The organism is Actinacidiphila acidipaludis (assembly GCF_019890725.1).
Taxonomy (GTDB): Bacteria; Actinomycetota; Actinomycetes; order Streptomycetales; family Streptomycetaceae; genus Actinacidiphila; species Actinacidiphila acidipaludis.
The window spans coordinates 1-24802 of the sequence record NZ_JAINZZ010000084.1; the positions used below are offsets into that span (position 1 = coordinate 1).

Consider the following 24802-nt stretch of genomic DNA (forward strand, 5'->3'; position numbering starts at 1 on the left):
CCGAAAGGGGGTGCTCGGACGCTTCCTCGTGGCGCTTGAGTTGGCGAGTGACGAGGACGGCGAGACTTGGAAACATTAAGACCGTGTCCTATGTGGTGAGGCGCACGAGCCGTTTGCAGCAGCACAGGGCGGCCGCGAGGCCGAGGAAGGCCACGTAGTTGCGAGGGTGGCGTTCATAGCGGTGGTTCAGCCGACGGTAGCCGGTGAGCCAGGACATGGTTCGTTCGGTGACCCATCGTCGGCGGCCGAGTCGTTCGCTGGACTCGAACGGTTGGGGCCCGCGATGCGCTTCGGGGATCATCATCGCGGGCCCGGGCTATGAACGATCCCCGCAGTCAACTCAGGGTGCAACGGACATAGTCCAGGCCGCGGGTGGCTTCGTTCACTTCTGATGAAGCCCCCGACCGATGTTCACGTGTTTTGAGAGCATCGGGCTTCGCAGGGGTCTGCCAGGCCCGCAAAATGCTTTCAGCGGTTGGGGCTAGGGTCCCTGACGTGAGTGACTACTACGACCTGTTCCTGGCGGTGGACCTGCCACCGGACCTGCCCGAGCCGGCGCTTCTGGAACTGAGGTGGCTCCTGGGGCAAGCGGACATGCCGACAGAGTTGAAGTCGACCGACTGGGAGTCATGGGGCGGTCCCTGGCAGGCCTTCGACGGTGGCTCGGCGAGCCACTCGTTCGACGGCGCCGATGTCTCCCTGCTGGTCCGTGCGACAGACAGGCCGAACCTGGACGGCAGCGAACCGTGGGCCCTGACCGTTCGGACGTGCGTCCACGAGGATGACTTCGGGGTGACGATGGAGGTCGTCGGGTGGCTTCTTCGACACGCGACCACGCAAGGGTGGGTCGGGTTCGTCCGTGACTCCGGCCTGGGGCAGGTCCGACATCTCCTGCGCCACGAGGATGGCTTCGATCTTATCGACGTCCGCCCGGCTGGCCAGCAGAAGCGTGTTCCCTGGTCATCGCGGTAACCAGTCTCCAGGCGGGGCATTCGGAACGACGGGAAGGGTCAGCTGGCGCCATTAGCCATCTGTGCTCGCCCCACTGCGCTCACCGTGGCTGGGCTGTACGGACCCCGGAACGCCTGGTGGCAGTGGCGCCAGCGGGCCTGGAGTGCGGGCCTGGCGGCGCCGGTCACGAAGAGCCTGGGTACGGGCCGTAGCTCCAGCTGCCACCGCCGCGTACATCCCGTATGGCACCCGGCAAGCACCGCATGCCCCCAAGCCTCGTGAGACAAGGCGTACTTACCCAGCGCCCCGAAGCCCCAGAACACGACGCCGATACCCAGCACCGGCAGCCACGAACCTCGCTTAACCACCATCCCCCCAAAGGTCTCTGTCAGGCTCGTTCGACAAATGATGCGGACAGTCAGATTCAACTCGGATCGCCGGAAGCCCGACGCCGCCACAAGCGCCAGTGCCCGATGAGCAGCAAGGTCGGATAGACGCTGAGAGCAAGGCCGGTCAAGAACCCGAGAACCCGCTGCCACCAAAGCCAACCGGAAGGACCGACAGCCCCCGCCAGGAACCCGGCCGGAAACACCGCCATCGCTATAGCGCCCCGCAGCGGGTCGAGCGGCCGGTGCTTAGACGCGAGGTGCTCCGGGAGCGGCAGATCGCCCCGCCAAGCCGCGTACAGCTCTCTGGGGCTCTTCCGCAGCTCTGCGAACGACTCCCGAGGCTGCCCCCTGTGCTTCATGGCCAGACACTACGCCTGGAAGTCCTGGTCAGGGAGAGGATGACTACAGGTCCCGCTGGTCGCCCTCCTGGCGACTAGTCCACCTGTGCCCGAGTCGGACGCCGGCCAGGCTGGCCAAGAAGACACCCACGCCGATGGCCAGGGCGTGACTCCATCGCATGCCGTTCCAAGCCTCCAGGGTGGCCCCGCAGACGGCAGTCACGACCGGCGCTCCCAAGTCGTGCCGGCGCAAGGCGTCACCTCCCCCTTCAACCCCACCCTGATGACGCCCGAGGGCGGCGGCACTCCCGCACAAGGACAGCCCGCCACCTAGCCTATGGGGCCGCCGCGTCCGCCCAAGGTACCGCCCCCTACGCGGCCCCAGCGGCTCCGTCACGACCCATGACGCTTGACCCTCCGTCGGTCATGCCACTCAGCGACCACCAAAAAAGTTGTGATACCCGCGGCCGGAAGCAGTGAGGCACCGCACCCGTGGACCCAGCCCTCACCGAGCCACCACGGGCTGGTCAGCGTGAGAAACCCCACGCGCAGGACAAACCTGCCCAATGCCAGACCCCACACATGCCGATCCCTCACCACGACCACGCCTTCTCTTCCCCACCCAGGCACACGACAACAGTCACACCAGGCCGGCCAGCTGCTCTCGCCAAGAATGCGCCGTCGTCCCGGCACCAGCACCCCATTAAGGAACTGGAGAAACCAGCATGTCCCACCCCGCGCACAAGGGCAGCGCACTGCAGCTCCGCCGCTGCCGCGTCCCCGTCCTCCCCTTATGGCGGGGGCAAAGTCCCCTTCGGTGACTGTTCGGCCGGCGTCACAAGGTTGGTGAGGACGTAAGCCGCGAGCTCGGGAGGCTGAAGATTGAGGGCCGTGACGGCATCCGCGGTGGGCGCAACTCGTACGAGACTGAACGTGCCGGCATCGGGATCAGCAAGCTCCGGGCCATACCGTCGATCAGGGTCCCGGTTGATCACCTGGGCCGTATAGAAGTGGCGGACGACCGTGACCGGTGGGCCGGACTCGGTGAGAGTGAGCACCTCGTTAGGCGGGCCGATCTCGGCTCCGACCTCTTCCATGACCTCACGGCGAAGGCCGGCGATAACGTCGACGTCGTCGGGCTCGATCGTCCCTCCGACGGCTGTGCAATACGTGGTGCCACCGGGCCAGCCGCGTTGCAGAACAAGGAGCTGTCCGGCGTCCAGGAGGATCGCGTGCGCCTTGTGACGCGTTCTCATGGCCGGACCATACCGAGGAAGAGGGCTTCGACGATGCCCTTCTCCCTGCTGCTCGGTCGTGAGCAGCAGGCCCGCGATGCGTCAATATGAGCTGGCCCTTCCGCTCGGTCCGCCGACGATCAATGTGGACCCCCGACCCGGCCTGGCCCCTCCCCGAGCTCCTCGACGCCCTCTAGACCGAGATGCCGGGTCGGCTGGGCAGGATGACCGGGTCAGGGTGGGGGTGAGGAGCGTGTCGCAGGCCGATCCGGATGCGGCTTGGTGGCCGGTGTGCCCGGCTACGCCTGAGAGGGTGTCTGGCTTGCCGCGTCGGCTCGACGGAACGTCAGGGTCCAGCCAGTCCGGGGCGTGTCCGGGTTCTCCTCAACGCTGGCGACCTTCCAGCCCGTGGACTCGATGACTGTGATGTACCTGCGTCGTATCTCCTCACTAGGTGTGGCCAGTGTGTGAACGTACGTGCTGTCACCCCGCTCTCGAGCAGCGATCGCACCCTTGGTCATGCGTTTGCGCCCCCACTGCTGAACCAATCCCATAACAGCCTCTCCCGGTCTCTCGTCGCCCCTGAACGGGTCGACGCTGGCGAGACGATAGCGGCCGGCCAGGGGCTGATCCACGGGGAGGTGGGGCGGCCGGCCGCCGGGGTGGAAGAGGTGCGCTGAGGGTACCGGCTTCGGGATGGGCACCAAAGAGACTTGATGCAGCATGTAAAGTTGGCAGAAAAGCAAGGGTGTCATTTTTTCGGATGGATCGCATGGAAGATGACCTGGGGTCTTCGGTTTCCGGGCCGGGGGACCGTTATGAGCACGCCTCGGTCTACGTCGACGCTGGGGGAAGCCCACGGGTCATCGCCCGGCTCCAGTACTTGATCGTGGGGAGCGGCATCTGGCGGTGGGGCCGGTGCGGGTCTACGGCACGCGCAACGGCTACGTCACGGAGAGGAACGCTCATCGGTTCGACTTCCTTGAATGGCCGACTGTGCTGGAGTGTGAGGCGCTGGCAGGATCGCCGGCTGATGTGGTGGCGGCTGTCGCGGATGTGTTCGAGGCGTTGTGGCGCGGGGGCTTCAAGGCCGTGGCGGCCTGCGATTTCGAGGATGAGTTGCCCGCGTGTGGCGGGCGGGTCAGGTACCCCATGCCTCCTGCCTCTGAAGGAGCCCGGGCTTCGATGAGCTCGTGGTGGAAAAGCATGCTCGCTTTGCGGAAGAGGGAGAGCTGAATACCGTGATCAGCCTCCGCCAGCATCAAGTAGTCCAGAAGGCAAGCGTTCGGGCGTGGGTGGGATTTCCTGCAAGATCCTCTGTTCCTGTCCGGGGGGCGCGAGGGACGATCGTGTCCGCGACCGGCTCCGGGAAGACGATCACGGCGGCGGCGAGTGCGCTGGAGTGCTTTCCGGGCGGTCGGATCCTGGTGACCGTCCCGACGCTGGACTTGCTGGTGCAGACCGCGCAGGTCTGGCGGCGGGTGGGGCACCGCGCGCCGATGGTCGCGGTGTGTTCGCTGGCTGGTGACGAGGTCCTGGAGGGGTTGGGGGTGCGCACCACCACCAATCCCATCCAGCTTGCCTTGTGGGCAGCGGAGGGTCCGGTGGTGGTGTTCGCTACGTACGCTTCGCTGGTGGACCGGGTCGACCCGGAGGACATGACCGGCTGGGAGAAGGTGCGGGGGCCGCTGGAGGCGGCGCTGGCGGGCGGGGAGCGGCTGTACGGGCAGCGTATGGGCGGCTTCGATCTGGCGATCGTGGACGAGGCGCATGGGACGGCTGGTGATCTGGGGCGGCCGTGGGCGGCGATCCACGACAATGCCCGGATCCCGGCGGACTTCCGGCTCTATCTGACCGCGACTCCGCGGATCCTTGCCGCGCCGCGGCCGCAGAGGGGCGCGGACGGTCAGGAGTTGGTGATCGCGAGCATGGCCGACGACCCGGATGGGACGTTCGGGGCGTGGCTTCCCGGGGCGGAGCTGGGGCTGTCGGAGGCGATCGAGCGGGAGATCTTGGCTGGGTTCGAGATCGATGTTCTGGAGATCCGCGACCCCTCCCCGATCCTCGGGCTGTCGGAGGAAGCGCTGCGCGGCCGGCGCCTTGCGCTGCTGCAGACCGCGCTCCTGGAACACGCCGCCGCCTACAACCTGCACACCGTCATGCTGTTCCACCAGCGGGTCGAGGAGGCACAGGCGTTCGCGGAGAAGTTGCCCGAGACCGCTGCCGAGCTCTACGCCACCGAGATGAGCGATGAAGAGCTGGCGGAGACCGACAAGAAGGTGATGGAGCTCCCGGCGTCGTCGATCGACGCGGAGCTCTATGAGTTGGAGGCCGGCCGCCACGTACCCCCGGACCGTGTGTGGTCGGCGTGGCTGTGCGGCGACCACTTCGTGGCCGAGCGGCGTGAGGTTATCAGGCAGTTCGCCAACGGCATCGACGCCGGCAACCGACGGGTGCACCGGGCGTTCCTGTCCAGCGTTCGCGTGCTCGGGGAAGGTGTGGACATCTCCGGCGAGCGGGGCGTGGAGGCGATTTGCTTCGCCGACACCCGCGGCTCCCAGGTGGAGATCGTCCAGAACATCGGCAGGGCCCTACGCCTCAACAAGGACGGATCCACGAAGGTCGCGCGCATCCTGATCCCCGTGTTCCTGGAGCCCGGGGAGGACCCGGACGACATGGTCGCCTCCGCGAGCTTTCGACCGCTCGTGGCCGTGCTCCAAGGGCTACGCAGCCACGATGAACGCCTCGTAGAGCAGCTGGCTTCCCGCGCCCTGACCCGGGTGCGGGAGCAGCGCAAGGTCCACGTGCAACGCGACGCGGACGGCCGGATCATCGGCGCCGGCGGCGAAGGTGACGGCGAGGAGCGGGAGCAGGACGACACGCAGGCCCCAGCCGAGTCGGCGCTGCTGAACTTCTCCTCCCCCCGCGACGCGGCGACCATCGCAGCGTTCCTGCGCGCCCGCGTCTACCGGCCCGAGAGCTTGGTGTGGTTGGAGGGCTACCAGGCCCTCATCCGCTGGCGGAAGGACAACGGCATCACTGGCGTGCACGCTGTTCCCTACGACACCGAGACCCCTGTGGGCGTCACCGCGGACTTCCCCCTGGGGCGATGGGTGCACCAGCAGCGCAAAGCCCTGCGCACCGGCGAGCTGGACCCGCACCGCAAAGAGCTGCTCGACGCACCCGAGGCAGGCATGGTGTGGGAGCCCGGCCAGGAGGCCTGGGAGAACAAGCTCGCCACGCTCCGCTCCTACCGCCAGGCCACCGGACACCTCGCCCCCCGGCAGGACGCCGTATGGGGCGAGGGCGAGGCGATGGTGCCCATCGGACAGCACATGGCCAACCTGCGCCGCAAAGACGGCCTCGGCAAGAACCCGGAGCGGGCGACCGAGCGCGCGGAGCAGCTGGCGGCGATCGACCCAGACTGGGCCTGCCCCTGGTCGCTGGACTGGCAACGCCACCACCGCGTCCTCGCCGACATCGCCGCAACCGAACCCGGCGGCACTCTGCCCGACATCGAACCGGGCGTGATGTGGGACGGCGACGACCTCGGCAAATGGCTCCACAGGCAGAAGCAGCCCGCCACCTGGGCGCAGCTCCGTCCCGAGCAGCAGGAACGCCTGACCAGACTCGGCGTGCACCCCGCCCAGAGACCGCCTGTCGCCCCTGCAGGCAAGAACGGGCCCAAGGACACCGGCGCGGCCGCACAGGCGTTCCAACGCGGTCTGACGGCCCTCACGCAGTGGATGGAGCGGGAAGGCGCCAGCCGGCCCGTACCCCGAGGCCACAGCGAGACAATCACCATCGACGGCGAAGCGGAACCGGTGGCCGTGAAGCTCGGAGTGTGGATCTCCAACACCAAAAGCCGACGCGACAAGCTCACGGGCGAGCAGCAAGATGCGTTGCGAGAGTTGGGCGTCGTCTGGGCCTGAGTTGGGGTGCTCTGCGCTCCCAGCGGGTCGCGCCGGCTGACCGCGGCAGCAGGCCGGGGTGTTGGGCTGAAGTCGCCTTGGCGCCCTGTTCGCGGCGTGCCTCAGACAGGCCGGCAGATCCTGGCGGGGCGGCTCCGCCCTGTGGCGGCTACTGTCCCGGCTCATGCGGTGCCCTGGGGCTCCTAGCTCGATAGCGCCGAGGTATCCCGGCTGTGCTACCGGCTTCGGGCTTGCTTGGCCACGCCGGTGCTGTTGTAGCGGTAGCGGGCCATCTCCTCCGTCACGCCGTAGCGTTCGGCGATCTCGGTGGGCCCCCACTGCCGTCGGGCGGCGCTCAGTAGCAGGGGGCGGGGCAGCATGAGCGTTCCGCCGAAGGCGGTTGCCTGCTCCTCCTCGTCCGGGCGGCAGGTGCGAAACGGCATACCGCTGACTTCGCGGACCTCGGTGAGGTCATGGTCAAGGACGAGGTGGGAGAGCTCGTGGGCTACATCGCTGGCCCGCCGCTGCGGGCTGCGCAGTGGGTTGGTCACGACGATGTTCTTGCCGGCGACCTGGAAGGTGGCGGCGGAGAAGGCATAGGCCTGGAGGCGTTCGAGTTCTTCCAGGCGGCTGCGGTCGACGAGCTTGTCGGCGCTGACGATCTTGACGTCGAGGTGGGCAGCGAGATCGTCGACGTCGAGGGCCTCGGTGTCACTGAGGTGGAGTTCGCGGCGCAGGCGTACGGCCTCTCGTTCGGCGTTGGCTTTGAAGCCTCGTGGGAGGGTCACAGGTCACCTGCCTCGGCGAGCCGCTCAAGTCCGGTGTGCATGTCGGTTAGAAGGTCGGCCAGTCGTTGGGGCACTCCTGGGCGCAGCATCGGGGCGGCGCGCAGGTGGCAGGCGAGGGCGGGCTTGGCGGGAGCGGTCTCCTGGGCGAGTGCTTGGTAGAGGTCGCGGAGGACGGAGGTGATCTTGCTTGCCGCGTCGCCGGTGAGCCGGGGGTCGGCGTGAAGGTGCGTGATGGCCTGGTCCAGGGGCGAGATCTCGCGGGTGACCCCGGGGGTGAAGAAGCGGCTGGCCGGGACCTGGAGCCAGGCGCACAGGCGGGTGAAGGTGGCCAGGTCGGGCTGGGCTCCGGCTTCGACGCGGGTGAACGTGCTGAAGCTGACGCCGGCCTCGGCTGCGGCCTGCCGCAGGGACAGTGAGCCGCGCTGGTCTTTGAGCATCCGGCCGAGCTCGGCGATGTCGAACTGCTCGACTGCATCCGGGCCTGTGGGGTCCGGCTCCGGTAGGGGGAGCTGGCTGCGGTGGGGGCTCATGTTGGCAGCGTAGCGCAGCGAATCACCGATGACGCTTGACTGGGGAAGATCGCAAGCCTCATGCTTAGAGCATTGACGCTTTGCTGATTCACGGCAGGGCGACTGAACAGACCTTAGGAGGTCGGCGTGGCCCCGCAGCACGAGCACCCGCACCAGATCCGCACGACGGTGGACTTCGCCCTCGCGACGAAGCCATACGTGCACGAGTACGCGCCGGAGACCACGGCCGCGACCGTCCTGTCCGACGCGCTCACCGCCTTCGGCACGGTCCAGGACGGCACGACCCGCTACTTTCTGTTCCACAGCGGGCACGAGGTCCCGCCCGACCAGACCGTCCGGCAGCTGGCCGGCCACGCGGAGGCCCTGCACCTGGGTCTGCGTACGCAGACCACCAACGGCTAGGCCGGAGCCGGTCGTGGACCTCGAGAGCCGTCTGCGGCTGGAGGACGACGTCCCGGCGGTCGAGGAGTTCCTCGCCGAGGCCGCCGGGCATCTCCACCACCGCGGCCAGGACGACCCCGGCCTGTTCTGGGCCGAGGTGCGGCCGCGCCAAGGCGGGCTGTCCCCGTTCGTCGTGCGGATCCACTGGACGGTCTACCCGGGCCGTCCACCGTCCGTGATCTTCGTCGAAGCCATCGGCGCCGGACCGGGTGGTCCGGGGGCGTGGCCCGCCGCGGGTGGTTACCGCCCCTCCCCCGGCGACGTGTGCAAGCCGTTCACCGCCGAAGGCCAGCAGTTGCATGCCGAGTGGGCCGTCGGACCGCACGCATGGCGCGGCACCGGCAACCCCTTCCTGTACGTACTGCACAACATCCAGGACGACATCGACCGCGAGAACGGGAGGCGCGCAGCGTGATCACCAGCCAGGAGATGCTGATCTTGCCGACCGGCGCGCTCGACCCCGTGGTTGCTGCCGTCGAGGAGCACGGGCTGGCCGACCGGGAGACCGGGGCGCTGCTGCTGACCAAGCGGTCCGCTCCGGGGGTCACCGTCGTCGCGGTGACCGGACAGGTGGGCATCGAACGCAGTTCCCGTCGGTTCGTCGTGAGCGCGGCCGCCTACGACCGGCTGTTCACCTACGCCGAACAGCGGTCCTACCAGGTGCGGGCGATGATCCACTCGCATCCGCGAGAAGCGTTCCTGTCGCAGACCGACCGCATGTACTCGCTGCAGGTGCCGGGCTTCGTCAGCGCCGTCATCCCCAACTACGCCAGCCCACCCGCCGATCCGGCCTCGTGGGGATGGTGGCGCTTCGAAGGGGACTGGCAGCTGTGTCCCGTCCCGTTCGTCGGCGCCGGCCTGCCATCGGCGCGCACCGTGGTGTTCGACGCCGAGGGTGTCGATGAGTACTGACTACAGCCGCAGTGTGCTGCTGGGCGGCCGCGCCGCGGGTGTCACCAACGGTGCCCTGCTGGCCCGGCTGCGCAACAGCCGGGTCCATCTGAGTGCCGAGGCGCATCTACCCGGAAGCGTCGAGACCCTCCGAGTCCTGGTGTGCAACCTGCGCCGGTGGCCGATCCAGCTGAGCGTGGATCCCGGCAGCAGAACGCAGCAGCTGGACCAGGATCTGCTCGAGGAGCTGACGGCGGCGGCCGCCGGCATCGATCCGGACCGCCCGCTGCGGATCGGGCCGGTTCACGGTGAGGCACTTCACCTGCACGTGGGCACCCGGCCGCCGGCCGACGCCTCGGTGGCCGGTGTGCCGGACGGGCACGGAGTCCGGCTGCGGCACCGTGGCCACCGCTTCCCTCGCCTCAACGCGGCCGGGACCGGGCTCGGCGCGGTCCTGGCCGCCGCGACACTGACCGGTGAGGCGTTCAAGACCGTGGCTGGTCTGCCGGCGGGGACATTTGTCCGGCGCCCCGTGCTGGATTTCTGTCCGGTGCTGCCGGGCGAGCAGCCCGGGCTGGCCACCGCGTCGCTGCCGCGGCTGGACCGCGTGTTGCTGGGAGGATGCGGTGCGATCGGCACCGGCATCGCCAGCATCCTGGGCCTGTTGCGCGCCACCGGCGAACTGGCCGTCGTGGACAAGGAAGTCTTCGAGGACCCCAACGTCACCTCCTACAGCATCGGCACCCGGGCCGACGCGGCCGCGCGCGCACCGAAGGTCGACCTCATCGCAACGCACCTAACCCAGATCGACGTCATCCCGGTCCAGGGCACCATCCAGGACTACATCGAGCGCGTCGACGCAGGCGCCGTGCCGTGGCCGCGCCTGGTCCTCGGCGGCCTGGACAGCGTGGAAGCCCGGCATGACCTGCAACGCCTGCACGCCGACCTCACCTTGGACGGCAGCACCGGCGGCCCGGCCGGCACGACGCTCGCGCTGCACGAAGCGCTGCCCACCGGCCCGTGCCTGCGCTGCTACTTCACGGCCGACCACACCGCACCGAGCGCCGAGCAACGCCTCCACCAGGCGACCGGGCTCCCGCTGCAGCGCATCGCCCGCGGAGAACAGCCGCTGACCGAAGCCGATCTGGAGGGCCTGACCGATGAGCAGCGGCAGACGGTGGCGCCCCTGGTGGGCAAGCCGGTATGCGGGCTGATCAACCTGATCGGGCTGACCGGGGAACCCGGTGACACCTACCGGCCCTCTGCCGCGTTCGTCGCCCAGCAGGCCGCGTGCCTGGTCACCGGCGCCTGGATCGCCCGCAGTTCAGGCCTGGTCACCGGCCCCATGCGGCGCATCGAATACGACGTGCGGTTCGGGCCGCGCCCTGACCAGATGACCGACGAACGGCTCCCCTCCCCCGGGTGTGGCTGCCAGACGGACACCAGACTCATCAGCCGGATCCGGGCGACTCGAGGCGCGGTCAGGCAGGCGCGGGGGCTGTAGCAGGCCCCAGCCTCTCCTCGACGGCATGGCCGGGCAGGCTCAACGGCGGGGGTGGCGGCGCGCGCCGGAATCACCAAGCCGATGATCTACGAGTAATTCAAGTCCAAGGACGGCCTCTATTTGACCTGGCTGGACCGCGTTCGGCAGCTTGCTCATCAGTGCCCGCACGACGTCGCGGAATGCCTGCCCGTGACTGTGCGCGAGCCGGTCGCGAATGTGTTGCGAGACGATCGACTCCAGTGCTTCGTTGGTTTGGAGGGAGTACGTGCGAACGCCCAGCGTGTTGGGCCTTCGGGCGACATACTGCTGCCATGGTGGGGGTGGATCTTCCGGAGCCGCAGGGGCAGCAGCGCGAAGTCGTGTACCTGGCTGCCAATGGACATCTGGTGGTGTTGGGCACGGCGGGCAGCGGAAAGACGACGATGGCGGTACGCCGGGCCAGGCATCTGGCTGGGGCGCCCGGGATAGGCGGCCCGACACTGCTGCTCACGTTCAATCGGGCGTTGGTGACCTACCTGAAGTCGTCCGGTGCTCGCGCGCCGGGTCTGACCGTGGAGAGTTACCACAAGTTCGCTCTTGGCTACCTGAGTTCCGTGACGGGCCAGCCGGTGCAGGTCTGCAAGATCAAGGATGTGTTGGTCGAGAAGGCTCTGACCGAGGTGCGTGCGACCACGCAGCGGGCGGTGGCAACACGGCCGCTGGAATTCTTCCTCGACGAGTTGCACTGGATGACCGGCCACGGGGTGACCGCAGAGGCCACTTATCTGAGCGGAGTGCCACGCATCGGCCGGGGAAGGCCGCTTGCGCCGGCGGACAGGGCGGTGGTGTACGAGGTGTACCGCCGCTACCTCGCGCTGCGCACTGCCGCGGGCCTCAGCTTGGACTGGGATGATGCGGCCAGCCAGGTGCTGTCGCATCTGCAGAGCGACACCCGGCCTCGGATGTACCGGCACATCGTGATCGATGAGGGGCAGGACTTCACCCCGGAGATGATCCGCTCCCTAGCCGCGGCGATACCTGAGGGCGGGTCACTGACGTTCTTCGGGGACTACGCGCAACAGATCTACGGCAGCCGCATGTCGTGGCGCTCCCTGGGACTTTCGGTGACCGGCAAGGTGGAGTTCGAGCAGAACTACCGCAACAGTCGCCAGGTCGCCCGTCTGGCGCAGGCGATGTCGGAGATGCCGCACTTCCACGACGAGGTCGACCTGGTCTCGCCCAGGACGCCGACCGCCGACGGCCCACTGCCCACGCTCGTGACGCTGCCATCGAAGGCGGAACAACTGGCGCAGGCGGCCGCCTACGCCAACGGTCTGGCCGCCGATCGGCGGGTCGCGGTACTCATGCGTACCCGCGCCCAGGAGGCGGTGCTCAAGCGCTACCTGGATCCGCGTCACCGGCACTACCGCATCCACCGCGATCTCACGTCGTGGCCGCAGGGCCCGGGCATCTTCTACGGCACGTACTCGGCCGCCAAGGGCCTGGAGTTCGACTCGGTGATCTTGCCGTTATGCGACGCGGACGAACTTCCCAAGCCGAGCGAGATCGCGGCGCACGGGCTAGAGGAAGCCATGGCCAGGGAGGCGCGGCAGCTGTACGTGGCCATCACCCGCGCCCGGAGTGAGCTGATCATCCTGCGGTCCGGGCAGTTGACTACGCTGTTGCCCGACGCGATGTCAGACCTGTTCCATAGTCTTTCTTCATGAGTGCGATCTGGGGGCGGGCGCAGCAGCGCGGCATCACCCGGCTGTGCCACTTCACGAAAGCCGTGGGGCTGGGGCACATCCTGGCCACCGGTGAGCTGCGCGGGGCAGCGGTCTTGCGGGAGAGCGCTGAAGGGTTCCGGCCGACCGACGAGTTGCGTCTGGACGGCTACCTGAACCACATCAACTGCAGCATCGAGTACCCCAACGCCTGGTATTTGGACCGGGCCCGCGCCAAGGAGCAGTACTTCATGGAGTGGGTGGTCCTCGCCTTGGATCCGCGGCTCCTGGATCTGCCGGGGACCGGGTTCTGCCCCTACAACGCCGCGCGTGGGGGCGGTGCCGGCGTCGCCAAGGGCTTAGCCGCTTTCGAGGCCATGTTCGCTCCGGAGGTGACGGGCAACTTCGTCCGTCGGCGTGCCCTCGCCCACCCGGCTTGGGCCCCCACCGATGATCAGGCCGAGGTGCTGGTCCCTGGGCCGGTGTCCGCGACCGCCATCACCGCAGTGATCGTTGAGTCCAAGGAACAGGCCGAGTTGGAGCGCTACCGATTGACTGAGCTTTTGGGCAGCGGCGCGTTCTCGCCGCCGATGGTGGTGGCGCCCGAGCTATTCGACAAGCGCCAACTGAGCACCCTGGTACGGGCCGGGCGACGCCCCGCCGAGGATCCCGTCAACCCGTGAACGACTCTGGCAGAGTGACCCCGTGACTGATATGCTCGCCCTCCACTCCTGGCGCGACCGCGCCACCGGCACGCTGCTGGCTGCAGCGGCCGGGGACGCCCTGGGCTGGCCCTTCGAACGGCGCGACCGTTCCCGCCCATTGCCCGAGGTGTCGGGCCCGGGCGGCTATTTTGCCTGGGACCGGTTCGCGGGCTCCCGGCAACAGCGCGTCCTCGAGCACATCAACGCCGGCGACTACAGCGACGACACCCAGATGACCATCGCGGTCGCACGCGCCCGGCTGACGGCCGGTAAGCAGTGGCAAGCGTGGCTGGAGCGCGTGGAGTGGCCGTTCCTCCTGGACTATGAGCGTGGTGCGGGCGCCAGCGTGAAAGCCGCCTGCCGCGCCTGGTCCCGTGGACGCGCACCGTGGAACGGCTCTCCTTCTGCCGTGGTCCGATACTTCGCCTCCGGCGCGAACGGCGCCGCAATGCGGATCGCCCCCCACGTCCTGATCCACCACCAGGACCTGCGGTTCGACGAACTCGCAGCGGACGTCATCCATGACGCGGCCACCACCCACGGCCACCCACGGGCCCTGCTCGGCGCGGTGGTACACGCCTACGCCCTGTGGGTGAGCCTGCGCGAGCCCGCGCCTTTGCCCTACGGCTGGCTGATCGACACGCTGCTTGATGACGCGAAGCAGTGGGATCAGCCGTTCTGGCGGATGCTGCCGGAGTCCTGGCAACATCAGGCCGGCGGCCAGTTCGGCGGCCGATTGGACCGGGCGTGGCTGAGGACCACGGCCGAAGTCGAGCAGCTTCTGCTGGCTGCGCAGCGCGAGTTGAAGGAAGGCGCGGTCAGCGCCCCGACGGTGTTCTTGACCCGGCAGGGTCTCACCGCCAAAGAGACACGCGGGTCGGGGACTTTGTGTGCCGTCGCGGCCGCGTACCTGGCTGCCCGTTCGGCCTCCAGCCCGGACCTGGGACTGGTCACTGCCGCACGTCTGGACAATGCCGACACCGACACGCTGGCCTCCATGACCGGTTCGCTGCTCGGCGCGGCGCTCGGCACAGAATGGCTGGGCAGCTACGGCCGCACCATCCAGGATCGTGCCCTGCTGGTCGACCTCGCTGAGGGCCTCCTGTCCTCTCCAGAGACGACCCGTATGCAGCCCCCCACTCACGAGCAGGCCGCACGGGCGCGCGCCGTCTTCGCCAAGCGCATTTCCGATGCCGCGGGTATCCCACTCGTCCTGCAACTGCCGGACCGGCGCAGCGCACGACTGGAACCAGTCACGCATAAGGAGGTTGCCGACCACTGGCTGGTCGCTGTGGTTGAGGACGGGCAGACCCTCTACCTACGCCGTCCCGAAACACCACAGTCCGCACTGTTCGACGTCGACTCCACTCCCCATCCCGTAGCGGGTGAGCCGATACGGCGACATGCACGTGCCGTCAAGGCCGGGGCACAACTGCAAGGGGCCTACCTGAAGGTCGCCGACACCGATCATGTCCGTGACGCTCTTCAGTACTTCTTCAGCCTCTCCCCCGACCGCTACGGACCCACCTGGGCCTCCTACGGCAACCTCGTACTCGCACAGGACCGTACAACCACCACCGCTCCGACCGGACCTCTCACACAGTTGCGCATCGCCGTGGCCGACCCCCTGGGAACACGACAACTGCTCACAGACAACGGCCTGAAGGTGACGGGCGACGAAGACACCGGCACGTTCCGCGTCCAGATCGACCCCTACCTCACCATCGTGTTCGCAACTGACGGCGACCGTCGCGCACCGCGTTGGGATGCCAGCACCTGACAACCTGCAGCAGAGCGTGGCCGACCCCGCCCGGTGGGCTATGTAATCGATCGCTGGGCCGCGGCAACGCCGGGATGTAGGCCCGGGCGGTACGACCTGCAGGTGAGATCACCCCACATGCGAATCGCTCGACGGGCGCTGCCCCTGCCCCACGTTCCCCCGCTCCCACGGAGGACTGCGCCCAGCGGCGGGTGTCGGCGTACATCCCAATGTCCATCGGCCCGTACAACGCAAAGCGCTCCGCCCCTCACCGGGCATCAGGTAACGATCGACAGGTTGCCGCAGCTCAAAGCCATCGACAGCAGCAGAGAGGCTGGAACTACCCTGGCGTCGAAGGTCTCGGTCGAGCCCCCCACAGGCATCTGCGCGGGCATCAGGAAACCCGCTTTTTTCCGTCGGCCCTCCGGGCGAAGCGCGTCGATCACGGCCCGCTCAGCCTTACGAGCGTCCCGGCCGGTGGTGAACGGCAATTTGGCGATGAGCTTCCAGCCGTCACGCTCAAAGCGTGCTACGCGGTCTTCCTGGGTGTACTGGCCGGTGATACCGATCTTCGAAGCCCCGTAGAGCATATGGGCCAGGATGTACAGCCATGCGGGAGCGTCCGGGTCAAGGCCGTACTTCGCGCAGAACTCGCAGCATGCGCCCCGGGTGCGCACATTGTTGAGGTTCGGGCTGACCAGCTGTCCGCATGCGCTATGAAGGGATAACCACGGCGAGGCGACGTCCTTGAACAAGTCAACCGGCTGGAACCCGGCCGACTTCATATCGGCCAGCGCCTCTGCCTCACGCAGCTTGGCTCCGGCTGCAGCCACAGCCTGGGAGATGACGCCGCGCCGCTTGCAGAACTGGCAGCCGCCGCGGCGTCCCCTGACATTGGCATACCGAGGCGCGACCAGGTGGCCGGCCGCGATGCACTCAGAAAGCCAAGCCTTGCCGGTGCCGGGAAAGTCGACCAGCGTCCGGAAACCGTGGTCGCGCATCAGGGCCACCGCCTCATCCGGTTCGACGGGGGCGTTCGGAGCGCAGTATTTGCAGGCCCCCTGACCGTTCATGACGTTGTTCCGGTTCGGGTAGATGATCTTCTTACACACGTTGCACTCGCACTCCCACGGAGCACGGGCTGTGCCGGGGTAGGGGACCCTCGGTGTGCAGTTGCCGTACCAGATCATGTCGGCTCGGGCTTGCTCGGGAGACATGGACGGCACGGGGGCCCTTCTCAGGACGGGGACAGCTCCGCGCGACATACTCCCAGCCACCACTGACAGCTCGCCTCCAGTCGAGAACGAGGCGGCCACCGCCATAACCCGAGCCAGGTTCTCCGCGACCGCTTGTCAGGGTGGCTACAGGGCATCGAACTCGCGACGCGGGGCGCCGCGGCACAAGCACGGCCAAACGGACGTCGGACAGCGGCGCACAGCCGCCACGGAAGGGCCGCGGCGCCTTCGCATGAGCCGCGCCACGGCGGCAAAGCAACCGCCACAGGCAGGAAGCCGAACGTCACGCGGCCGACAATGCGCGATAGCAGCACCGCGGACTAGGGCCGCACGGCAACCGGTGACGGCGAAGCAGACGTTCACCGCAGGACCGCGGCGGTCGAGCCACGCCGCGCTGCCGGGCACGAGCGCGGTCAAAGCGTGGGCGGCGCGACAGACCAGGCGCCCGGGAAGGACGGCGGCCAGACCGCGTACGCGCGGCAGGGTCCACGGGGACGGGCCACGACGAGGTAAACGCGGGCAGCCTTCGGCAGGCCGTCAGCCCGCAGGCAGGGAACGGTCGGACGACCCGAGCGCGGGCGGCAGCCAGAGCCCGGTAAGTCGACGAGGGAGTGGTCCCTCAGCCCGGAGCTCCTGCCATCACACAACGACCGTGCGCGGAGCAGCGAGGTGTTGCGTCGTTCCCTCTGCGGGAAACCACCCTGCAGCAATCGCCTGTTGAACGAGCAGCACCTGTGTCCCGCCGTGGTGCGCGGGCGCAGGCCGAGGGCGGCCAACTGCGCCCCCGCCGTTCCTCGTCGTAGGTGTTCCCGCGACGGACGGCGTGGTCACACGGCGTTCATCGGCGCGGCGAGCATCTGGTAGCCAGCTGGGGCAGCGGTGTGCCCCACAAGGGCTTCGGGGCACCACCAGGAGCCGCCGGCGGGCGGTCAGGCTCGCCAGCGACGCAGCTGCCGCGCGATCTGCTGCACGCCCGCCCGGCCGGCTTCCACGTCGGCGACGAGCGTGGCCGCGTCCTTCGGCGAGTACGACAGCTCGTAGCCGTTGACGTCCAGGAACGCCGCGGCCACCATCCACGCGAACATCTGGTTGGAGTGCTCGAGCGCTGGGGTCCGCACCAGCGTGTGGAGCAGCGCCGAGGCCTTCAGCGGCAGCGACTGGTACACGTCGCGGTCCATCGCGCGGGCCTGATGCCGGCACACCGCGGCGAACAGCGGCCCGAGGTCGTCCACCTGCGGGTCGTCTTGGACATTCTCGGCGACCCGGAGCAGCCAGGAGACCTCGGCCCGCTCGTAGTCCTCGCTCACGCCGCCGTCCGGCCCTCGTCCTCGTCGTGCACCTCGCGGGCCGCGGCTGCCTCAGCCGCGCGCAGCGCCCGCTGCTCTTCGGTCTCGGAGAACTGCAGCTGGAAGGCCTCGCGGGTGTGCTCGCCGGCGGTCAGGGCCGCGGACAGGAACGCTTCCTGGCGGCCGAGGGCCGCGGAGAGCGCGGCGTCCTTGATGTACTGCCGGGCGCTCTTCCCGCTGGCCTGCGCGGCCCGGTTGATCGCGTCGAGCTCGTCCGGCTCGAAAGGCACATTCGTGGCTGGCATGGTACCGACGGTACTACCAGTACCGGCGTCGCGTCAGCCCCGCTGCCGACGCGCGCGTTCCCGCCGCTGCGCAGCCCTGCCTCCGGTGCCGTTCTTGCCACGCCAGTCCTGCCAGACGTCCCAGCACCACCAAGCTCCTCCGCCGATCATGATCACACCAAAGCCACCGAACGCGAACACGTAAAACACCCAGGTCAGGACTGTGCGCCACGGCCAGTGCAGCATCCAGCGGAGCACCGCGAGGACCCCGGTGGTCGCCAGGCTGGTGACGACTCCAACGACGACCATCTCAGTCCACCAGCTCATGCGTCGAGACACGGCCCACCCCCTGCCGTGAAGGTACCGCCGGGCCGTGCCTGCGGGGGTGGGAACGGTCGTGCGGCCGACCCCACGGGGCGGTGCGGGTCACAGACTGCCGCGGCGGACCTTCCACTCGGTGAACTGCTACCGCCTGCAACTTGCCCCGACCTGCTTCACCGCGTAGCCGCCGGAGCGGGCCTTCAGCCCGTCGAGGGGGTCCAGGCACCCTCCGCTGGAGCGCGAGTCGAACCAGCCGGGGAGCACGAAGTTCGACACCCCGACGTCGCGGCGGCCTTTGAACGTGCCTTCCGGCGGGTCTTGCCTGGTTCAGGCGTCAGGTTCCTCGTGTACCTGAATCTCCGGTTCGCCGTCCTCGCCAGGCTCGATGCTGACCAGTCCGTAAGCCTCCAGCTCGGCGACGTACGTGGCCAACCTTCCACGCTGCATCCCCGACAAGCGCTCGAGCTGCTCGTCCTGCAGGTCACCGCATGGTGATGCCAGCAGCACCACGTACAGCAGCCGCGCGGTCGGGGACAAAGCGTCGTTGAGAACCGTAGCCCGGTGGACGGTGAAGACGGGGAGCCTACGGGCGACGCGGAGCGGCATGGGGGTCCTCCAGGAGCAGACGGGCGGAGGTTGGGGGTACACGCGTGAATGGTGGGCCGCGGCGGCCGGCGCTGACCTACACTCATCGGCCACTGGCCGTCCGCCGCCGGAGCGGAGCTTGCAGGGTATCTCCGAGCGGGCCCGACCGAGCGACTCGGCGCTCAGTAACGGGCTGGCTGGTAAGGCCGCGACAGGGCCTAACGCTGATGTGTCGGACCGTCATGGCACGGTTCGGCCATGGCGACTGCTTCCTCCCCGCGCTTCTCCGACATCTTCGCGCAGTCCGTTCCCCGGGGTAGCGCAGAGGCCGCGCGGCTGTCGCAGCGGTGGACTCGTGCCGTTGCGGCACGGGCGTTTCCCTCGCCGCCGCCAGTTGAGCCGCCCAGGGTCCTGACGCGGTCCGAGCGGGCCCTCCGGGCGGTCTTGGATGCGGAGTTGGCCCGGCGCCCGGCCTTCCCGTACGGAGCCGACTACCAGCGCCGTCCGATCGGTGGCCCCGCGGTGTGCCAGGACGCGGCACGCGGGTGGGGGCCCATCCATACCGCGCAGCACCGCGGGCCGTCCATGCCCGTACAAGGGCCGCTGACCGAGCGCTGGACCCGTCCGGGGCGGGTTCCGCGCTGGTACGTGTGGTGGCGTCTGCTGGGCGTGCAGGACGGGCACTGTGCCACCTGCCCGGGGCCGGCCGAGGTCGTCGACCATGACCACGTCACGGGCTCGGTTCGAGGCCTGTTGTGCTTCGACTGCAACACCACCGAAGCCGCCCACGCACGCGCGCTCGAACGCGGCAAGCACCGGGGCGATGTGTGCTGGTTCGCCTCCTACTGGGCTGCACCCCCGGCAGCGCCGTTCGGCTGGTACTGGCCCCACCCCGATCGCTCCACCGCCGCGTCTTTCTTGCCGACGCCCCCCGCGTGGACACCGCGCCCCACACCACCCCTGCGCTGCTCCTCGATCCGGTGCCGGATGCACGCGCGGGGCCTGCTCCTTGAACGCTGAACAGCTCGCGCACGTCGGACCGCCCGGCGAACAGTGGCGGCGCTACCTCGCCACCGGGGCCGGACTGACGCGCGGCCTGCGCGCCGTCCTGGCCCACCACGTGATCTTCCACGCCACCGCGCCGGTCTCCGACTCGGAGACCACAGCGCCCTGTTCACCATCGCACGAGAGGCAGTCATGGGATCCAGCGACAACACCGCGCGCTCCGCTGAGGTCACGCCGCAAGCCGCCAGCGTCGGGGCGGTGACTACCGACACCCTCGCCACCAACAGGGCTGACGCCGCCCGGCTCCGCAACGCTCTGGTCGACCGGATCCGCCAGGCCGGCCACGCCCGCTCGGCCGCCGTCGAAGCCGCACTGCGGGCCGTGCCGCGGCACCTGTTCGTGCCCGACGCGTCCCTGGACGACGCCTACGCCGACAGCCCCATCAACATCAAGTACGACGACGACGGCACCGCCATCTCCTGCGCCTCACAGCCCACGGTGGTCGCCCTCATGCTGGACCAGCTGGATGTCCAGCCAGGTGACTGCGTTCTCGAACTTGGCGCGGGCACCGGCTACAACGCCGCGCTCCTTGCGCAACTGGTCGGCGAGGCCGGTCACGTCACCACCATCGACGTCGACGAGGACCTGGTCGAAGGCGCCCGCGCGCACCTGGCCGCCGCCGGCTTCCCCCACGTCGAAGCACTGACCCGCGACGGCGCCCTCGGCCACGCCGACAGCGGACCCTACAACCGGATCATCGCCACGGTCGGCGCGCACGGCGTCCCCCACGCCTGGCTCGACCAGCTCGCCCCCGGCGGCCGGCTCGTCGTCCCCCAGCGCCTGAAGGGCAGCGTCTCCAGGTCCATTGCCTACGAGCCGCGCGACGGGCGTTGGCGGAGCGTCAGTAGCGGGATGAACACCTTCATGCCGCTGCGGCGCGGCATCGCCGACGACGACCGGCGCATCATCCCCCTCAGCGCCGACGGCAAGGTCCGCCTCCAGGCCCCCGCCGGCCCAGGGATCGAGGCCGACGCGCTCGCCGGCGTGCTGGACCAGCCGCGCGTGGAGGAGTGGACCGGCATGACAGTCCGGGCGATGGAGTCCCCGGAGTGGATGGAGCTGTTCGTCTCCTGCAGCCTGCCCTCCGGACTGGTCCGGATGCTCTTCCCCGCGGCCGCCAAGGGCACGCTGCTCACCGACGACCCCTACCCGTCGGCGACCGCCGCCGTCGACAAGGGCGCCGTCACCTACCTCGCCCGCCGCCTGTCGAAGCAGACCACGCCGGACGGCGGGAAGCTCTGGGAGTTCGGCGTCATCGGCCATGGCCCCGGCAGCGACGAACTGGCCGCGAAGGTCGCCCAGGCCATCCGCTTCTGGGACCGCGACTACCGCGGCCGCGAAGCCACCTTCGAAATCCAGCCGCTGGACGCCCCCGCGACCGAGCAGCGGCCCGGCCTGTTCGCCCTGGACACCCCGCTGAACCGCATCGTCGTCGACTGGCAGTAGCAGCCGATCTCCCGCCGGTGGAGCCCGCGGGCTCCACCGGCCCCCGCCCGCGCCGCACACCCACAGGGAGACATGGACCCGCACGGCCAGACAGCCCGGCGCTACCCGCTCATCGCCCGCCGCCGCCCCGCCTACCTGCCACTGCCCGACCGCGTGCGAGCCCTGGCAGAACTGGCCGATCAGGCAGTGAAACGGCGCGATCAGGGAACGGCCTCAACCGTCTTCAACCAGCAGTGTCGTCAAGCAGGTCGCCATGGCCGGTCAGCAGCGTGTGCACGACGCGGAAGGCGATGGCGCCGGCGGGTTCTTCGCGCAGGGCGACCAGGAGCTGGCCCCAGGGAGGCGGTTGGGCGTCCACTAGACCGGCTCGCCACGCTGCTCCATCTCAGAGCATCCGCTCAGCCGTAGCCGCCCGTGCATGCAGCGCTGCAGCCTCCTCGTGCTGGCCCCAAGCAGCAAGGATGCGCGCCCGGTATTTCCATCGCGTATCCGTCGCCCAGTTCCTCGGCTCGCAGGAACGCCTGTTCGGCCCGCTTCAGGTCGCCGCGGTCCCGGAAGGCCACGCCCAGCGCTGTGACCGGGAAGGCCTCGCCTTGCGCGAGGATCACCGGCGCCCAGCGCTCAATCCCGACCGGGTCACCACGCTCAAGCGCCTGCTTGACCAGGCCCAGCATGGCGTCGGGGTCGCCGAGCGCCGCGCATTTCTCCCAGACCACCTGCGCCCGGTTCGCGTCGCCGGCCTCTGCGTGCACCATGCCCAGGTTGTAGCCGGCGACAACGTTCCCGGCCGCCCACGACTTGCTCCACCAGTGCAGCGCTCCGGCTTGGTCATTCTTCCGGTACAAGACCGCTGCCAGGTTTCCCATAGCCACGTCGTCGCCCTGCTCCGCCGCGGCCGCCAGCTCGGTCAGCTCCGTGTCCGATGGCATCTCTGCCTTGTGTTCGGCCGGTAGCCGGACCGACACCAAATCCTCGACCGGCTCCGACCGCCGACGAGACCACCAACCCATCAGTACCCACCCCAGCAGTGCGGCCCCAGCGATGCCCAGCAGCACGCGGGCAAGCGGACACCCATCACTCACAGATCATGCCAATGCCAGCCTGGCAGTGAACGCTCAGCCCGCCACGTTTCACGCTCATCCGCGGACGAGATCTATGGTGTGACCTCCGGCCACCGTCTGATCTCTGTCTTCACACGCCGATGATCACCAGTGGTCGCACCCGTTCCCGGACCGGCTCCGACCAGCAGGACTATCCGGGCTGGAGCACCAACTCTGGAGTCAAATCAGCCGATGGACATGTCCTCCCGCGAGATCCGCACGACGAGGCCGTCGCGGTTCTGCAGGACCTGAATGAGTTCGTGGTATCTCTCGACCGACTCGGATCACGCCAGGCGTCCGGAACCGCCGACGACCAGACCGTCGGGAAATTCATCGCCGACTAGGATGTCCCCCGACGGTTGGCCCGCGCCCGACACGTCATCAGTGCTGCCCTGGACGCGCAACTGAGCGAAGAGGACAACACCGAGATCGACGCCCTCTGTGAACAGGGCCGCTTTTACGGCACAGAGAGCGCACCACCACCCACCGCTGACCAGCCCAGCTGAGGCCACGAGCGCATCAGAACGGGCCACTCGACAGGGACGCGAGCTCGACCGAGACCCGGCGTCCAATGAGCAAGATCACGGTCTACGGTGGGAGCACCACTTCGCCCCCGCGGCCTGACATCTGGGGGCAGAGTTGCCAGAACTAGTCGGCGGCAGCTCGTGTCAAGATCAACGGCAACGAGGCGCTGTGCCCTGATGCCGCTTGCTCCGACAAATCGACTGCGGGGCAGGGACTTTCGAGGGACGGCTGATGAACGACAGACAACAGCGTGCCGACGCGGTAGACCGCGAGATGGCCGTGCGGCTGCTGCCAGATGCTGTCGTTCAAGCGCTGATCCGGTGGTGGGAACGGAACGCGCATGAATTCGCCGACGGAACGCCAGGCATGCACACCGTCCGCTACACCCCCGCCCGCTGGGTCTCGGTCACTCCGTGGCCTTCGGCGTTGGCGCCGACCAGTGCCAGCGGTGACGCCACGGTCAGCCGGAAGGAGGTGGCCGCGGCTGTCGCCGATGCGCTGCAACGCTCGGATCTCCGGGAGGCCCTGGTCGCAAGCTATGTGTGGGGCAAGGGCAAGCGCGGCACCCCCGCCGGCAGCGGGCCGACCACCTTGATCGCGGTCCTTGGGGCCGGTGGCCTCGATGCCGCGCTGGCGAGTGCGCTCGCAGTGCTGCGCACACAGGACTCGCAGCACGCCTACGCCGAGCTAGAGGGCAAGGTCCGCGGGTTCGGACCGGCCTTCTTCACCAAGTTCCTGTACTTCGCCGCTGCTGCGGTGCCGCCCGCCCTCGGCCCAAGGCCTCTCATCTTGGACAGTGTTCTGGCGGGCCGCATGCGGTCGATGGCCGAAGTCGTCGGCCGAGACACTGGTCACGATCCACACGGGAAGGTTGCCGCCTGGGTGTGGTCAGAGGGTGGGTGGACGCCCCACCGCTACCAGGTCTATCTCTCCTTCATGGATGCCGCCGCCCGGCAGATGGCCGCAACCAACGGCTGGCCCTCCCACGCAAACCCTGACCTGCTCGAGTACGGACTGTTCAACACCACCTGGAAGATCTGCAGCTGACAGAGCTGCAAAGTGGCCAGCGTGGTGGCGACCTGACTGAGACCGGGCGCCGTACTGGCCAGCAGTCCTTCGCGCGGCACACCCACCGAGCAGCCGGGCCGCGCGTCTGCTCCTTGCAAGAAGCTCCGCGAGGCCGTTCTGCTGACGTCCGAGCTGCGGGGGGACGTGGGAGTACTGCCCGTTCGCGCTGTCTGTGGTGGCCGGCATGCCCATGTGCGACCCTCGGCACTGACGCCGGCGGGTTTGCGGCCCGTCAATCCGGGGCGCTGTCGGCTACTTCGGCGCTACCGTCTGGGGATGTTCGATGCCCGCTTGCGTACTTTGCTCGGAGCTGCACCCGGCGAGGCCACCTATGCCCAGTACCGGACGCTGCTGAGGAACCCCAGTGCGGTCGAGGCCGCGGACCTGGACTACAAGGGCGAGCAGTACGGCCGCAAGCCCGACTGGCAGGTCGAACTCGCCAAGGACGTCGCGGCGCTGGCCAACGCCTCCGGCGGCACCCTGGTCCTCGGCCTGTATGAGGACCGTGCCACCTCCATCCCGCAGCAGCCCAACCCCGAGTCGCTGACCGACCGGCTACGAAAGAAGTACCGCGAGACGCTGGTGCTGCGGGTGGAGCCAGCCGTGGATTGCGAAATCCACTTCATCGCCGAGGATCCCGACGCTTCCGTGCCGCGCGGCCTGGTGGTCATCAGCGTTCCCCCCAGTGCCCGGGGACCGCACGCCGTGGTCGGGACCACCGACCTGCGCGACGGCACCCTGTC

General features: G+C 68.8%; 22 protein-coding genes and 2 pseudogenes. 14 read left to right on the forward strand and 10 right to left on the reverse strand.

The window, feature by feature from the left end; all coding sequences use genetic code 11:
• Positions 1-88: 88 nt before the first annotated feature.
• Positions 89-265 (reverse strand): annotated as a pseudogene (locus tag K7862_RS34495) (transposase); the annotation flags it as partial.
• 230 nt (positions 266-495) lie between these two features.
• Here K7862_RS34495 and K7862_RS34500 point away from each other — a divergent pair.
• Positions 496-972: a hypothetical protein gene (locus K7862_RS34500; protein WP_222969249.1), complete on the forward strand. Its 477-nt coding sequence runs from the start codon at positions 496-498 to the stop codon at positions 970-972.
• 1497 nt (positions 973-2469) lie between these two features.
• On the opposite strand, the gene K7862_RS34505 is transcribed toward K7862_RS34500, so the two are convergent.
• A complete protein-coding gene (locus K7862_RS34505; protein ID WP_222969250.1) occupies positions 2470-2934 on the reverse strand; it encodes an NUDIX domain-containing protein in 465 nt (154 codons plus the stop codon).
• Between the two features lie 897 nt (positions 2935-3831).
• On the opposite strand from K7862_RS34505, the gene K7862_RS34510 reads away from it, so the two are divergent.
• Both K7862_RS34510 and K7862_RS34515 read left to right on the forward strand, forming a co-directional pair.
• Positions 3832-4149, forward strand: a complete 318-nt coding sequence (locus K7862_RS34510) for a hypothetical protein (protein WP_222969252.1) — start codon at positions 3832-3834, stop codon at positions 4147-4149.
• Between the two features lie 5 nt (positions 4150-4154).
• Entirely contained in the window at positions 4155-6845 is a 2691-nt protein-coding gene (locus tag K7862_RS34515) for a DEAD/DEAH box helicase (RefSeq protein WP_222969284.1), read from the forward strand.
• Between the two features lie 215 nt (positions 6846-7060).
• Here K7862_RS34515 and K7862_RS34520 read toward each other — a convergent pair whose 3' ends face one another.
• Positions 7061-7612: an ImmA/IrrE family metallo-endopeptidase gene (locus tag K7862_RS34520; protein WP_222969254.1), complete on the reverse strand. Its 552-nt coding sequence runs from the start codon at positions 7610-7612 to the stop codon at positions 7061-7063.
• Positions 7609-8142 carry a helix-turn-helix domain-containing protein gene (locus K7862_RS34525; RefSeq protein ID WP_222969256.1) on the reverse strand — a complete coding sequence of 178 codons (534 nt, stop codon included), beginning with the start codon at positions 8140-8142 and terminating at the stop codon, positions 7609-7611. The genes K7862_RS34520 and K7862_RS34525 overlap by 4 nt, the downstream gene beginning before the upstream one ends.
• 126 nt (positions 8143-8268) lie before the next feature.
• Here K7862_RS34525 and K7862_RS34530 point away from each other — a divergent pair, with 126 nt between their 5' ends.
• The 7 genes from K7862_RS34530 (at position 8269) to K7862_RS34560 (ending at position 15165) form a co-directional block, all read left to right on the forward strand.
• Complete coding sequence (locus K7862_RS34530; RefSeq protein ID WP_222969257.1) at positions 8269-8544, forward strand: hypothetical protein; 276 nt, start codon at positions 8269-8271, stop codon at positions 8542-8544.
• A gap of 13 nt (positions 8545-8557) precedes the next feature.
• The gene (locus K7862_RS34535; protein ID WP_222969259.1) at positions 8558-8998 is read left to right on the forward strand and encodes a hypothetical protein; all 441 of its coding nucleotides are present in this window, start codon (positions 8558-8560) and stop codon (positions 8996-8998) included.
• The gene (locus K7862_RS34540) at positions 8995-9495 is read left to right on the forward strand and encodes an MPN domain-containing protein (protein ID WP_222969261.1); all 501 of its coding nucleotides are present in this window, start codon (positions 8995-8997) and stop codon (positions 9493-9495) included. Before K7862_RS34535 ends, K7862_RS34540 begins: the two co-directional genes overlap by 4 nt.
• Entirely contained in the window at positions 9485-10978 is a 1494-nt protein-coding gene (locus K7862_RS34545; protein ID WP_222969262.1) for a ThiF family adenylyltransferase, read from the forward strand. Before K7862_RS34540 ends, K7862_RS34545 begins: the two co-directional genes overlap by 11 nt.
• A 311-nt stretch (positions 10979-11289) precedes the next feature.
• Complete coding sequence (locus tag K7862_RS34550; RefSeq protein ID WP_262414254.1) at positions 11290-12684, forward strand: 3'-5' exonuclease; 1395 nt, start codon at positions 11290-11292, stop codon at positions 12682-12684.
• Positions 12681-13364, forward strand: coding sequence for a DarT ssDNA thymidine ADP-ribosyltransferase family protein (locus K7862_RS34555; protein ID WP_222969263.1), 684 nt, complete (start codon positions 12681-12683; stop codon positions 13362-13364). Before K7862_RS34550 ends, K7862_RS34555 begins: the two co-directional genes overlap by 4 nt.
• A 31-nt stretch (positions 13365-13395) precedes the next feature.
• The gene (locus tag K7862_RS34560) at positions 13396-15165 is read left to right on the forward strand and encodes an ADP-ribosylglycohydrolase family protein (RefSeq protein WP_262414257.1); all 1770 of its coding nucleotides are present in this window, start codon (positions 13396-13398) and stop codon (positions 15163-15165) included.
• A gap of 257 nt (positions 15166-15422) precedes the next feature.
• Here K7862_RS34560 and K7862_RS34565 read toward each other — a convergent pair whose 3' ends face one another.
• From K7862_RS34565 to K7862_RS34585, 5 genes are all read right to left on the reverse strand, one after another.
• Positions 15423-16256: a hypothetical protein gene (locus K7862_RS34565; RefSeq protein WP_222969267.1), complete on the reverse strand. Its 834-nt coding sequence runs from the start codon at positions 16254-16256 to the stop codon at positions 15423-15425.
• 1052 nt (positions 16257-17308) lie between these two features.
• Positions 17309-17686, reverse strand: coding sequence for a fic family toxin-antitoxin system, toxin component (locus tag K7862_RS34570; protein WP_222969269.1), 378 nt, complete (start codon positions 17684-17686; stop codon positions 17309-17311).
• Positions 17683-17970, reverse strand: a complete 288-nt coding sequence (locus K7862_RS34575; RefSeq protein WP_222969271.1) for a hypothetical protein — start codon at positions 17968-17970, stop codon at positions 17683-17685. Before K7862_RS34575 ends, K7862_RS34570 begins: the two co-directional genes overlap by 4 nt.
• Before the next feature lie 33 nt (positions 17971-18003).
• Positions 18004-18258, reverse strand: a complete 255-nt coding sequence (locus tag K7862_RS34580) for a hypothetical protein (RefSeq protein WP_222969273.1) — start codon at positions 18256-18258, stop codon at positions 18004-18006.
• 339 nt (positions 18259-18597) lie between these two features.
• Positions 18598-18876, reverse strand: coding sequence for a hypothetical protein (locus K7862_RS34585; protein WP_222969275.1), 279 nt, complete (start codon positions 18874-18876; stop codon positions 18598-18600).
• Positions 18877-19440: 564 nt separating this feature from the next.
• Between K7862_RS34585 and K7862_RS38045 the strand changes: the two genes are divergently transcribed.
• Both K7862_RS38045 and fxlM read left to right on the forward strand, forming a co-directional pair.
• The gene (locus K7862_RS38045) at positions 19441-19875 is read left to right on the forward strand and encodes an endonuclease domain-containing protein (protein WP_262414259.1); all 435 of its coding nucleotides are present in this window, start codon (positions 19441-19443) and stop codon (positions 19873-19875) included.
• Between the two features lie 46 nt (positions 19876-19921).
• Positions 19922-21366, forward strand: a pseudogene (gene fxlM, locus K7862_RS34595) (methyltransferase, FxLD system); the annotation flags it as partial.
• A 398-nt stretch (positions 21367-21764) separates the two neighbouring features.
• Here fxlM and K7862_RS34600 read toward each other — a convergent pair.
• The gene (locus tag K7862_RS34600; protein WP_222969278.1) at positions 21765-22421 is read right to left on the reverse strand and encodes a tetratricopeptide repeat protein; all 657 of its coding nucleotides are present in this window, start codon (positions 22419-22421) and stop codon (positions 21765-21767) included.
• 801 nt (positions 22422-23222) lie between these two features.
• Here K7862_RS34600 and K7862_RS34605 point away from each other — a divergent pair.
• Both K7862_RS34605 and K7862_RS34610 read left to right on the forward strand, forming a co-directional pair.
• Positions 23223-24038: an 8-oxoguanine DNA glycosylase OGG fold protein gene (locus tag K7862_RS34605; RefSeq protein WP_222969280.1), complete on the forward strand. Its 816-nt coding sequence runs from the start codon at positions 23223-23225 to the stop codon at positions 24036-24038.
• A 312-nt stretch (positions 24039-24350) separates the two neighbouring features.
• The coding region (locus K7862_RS34610) for an AlbA family DNA-binding domain-containing protein (protein ID WP_222969282.1) at positions 24351-24802 on the forward strand (452 nt) is incomplete at its 3' end.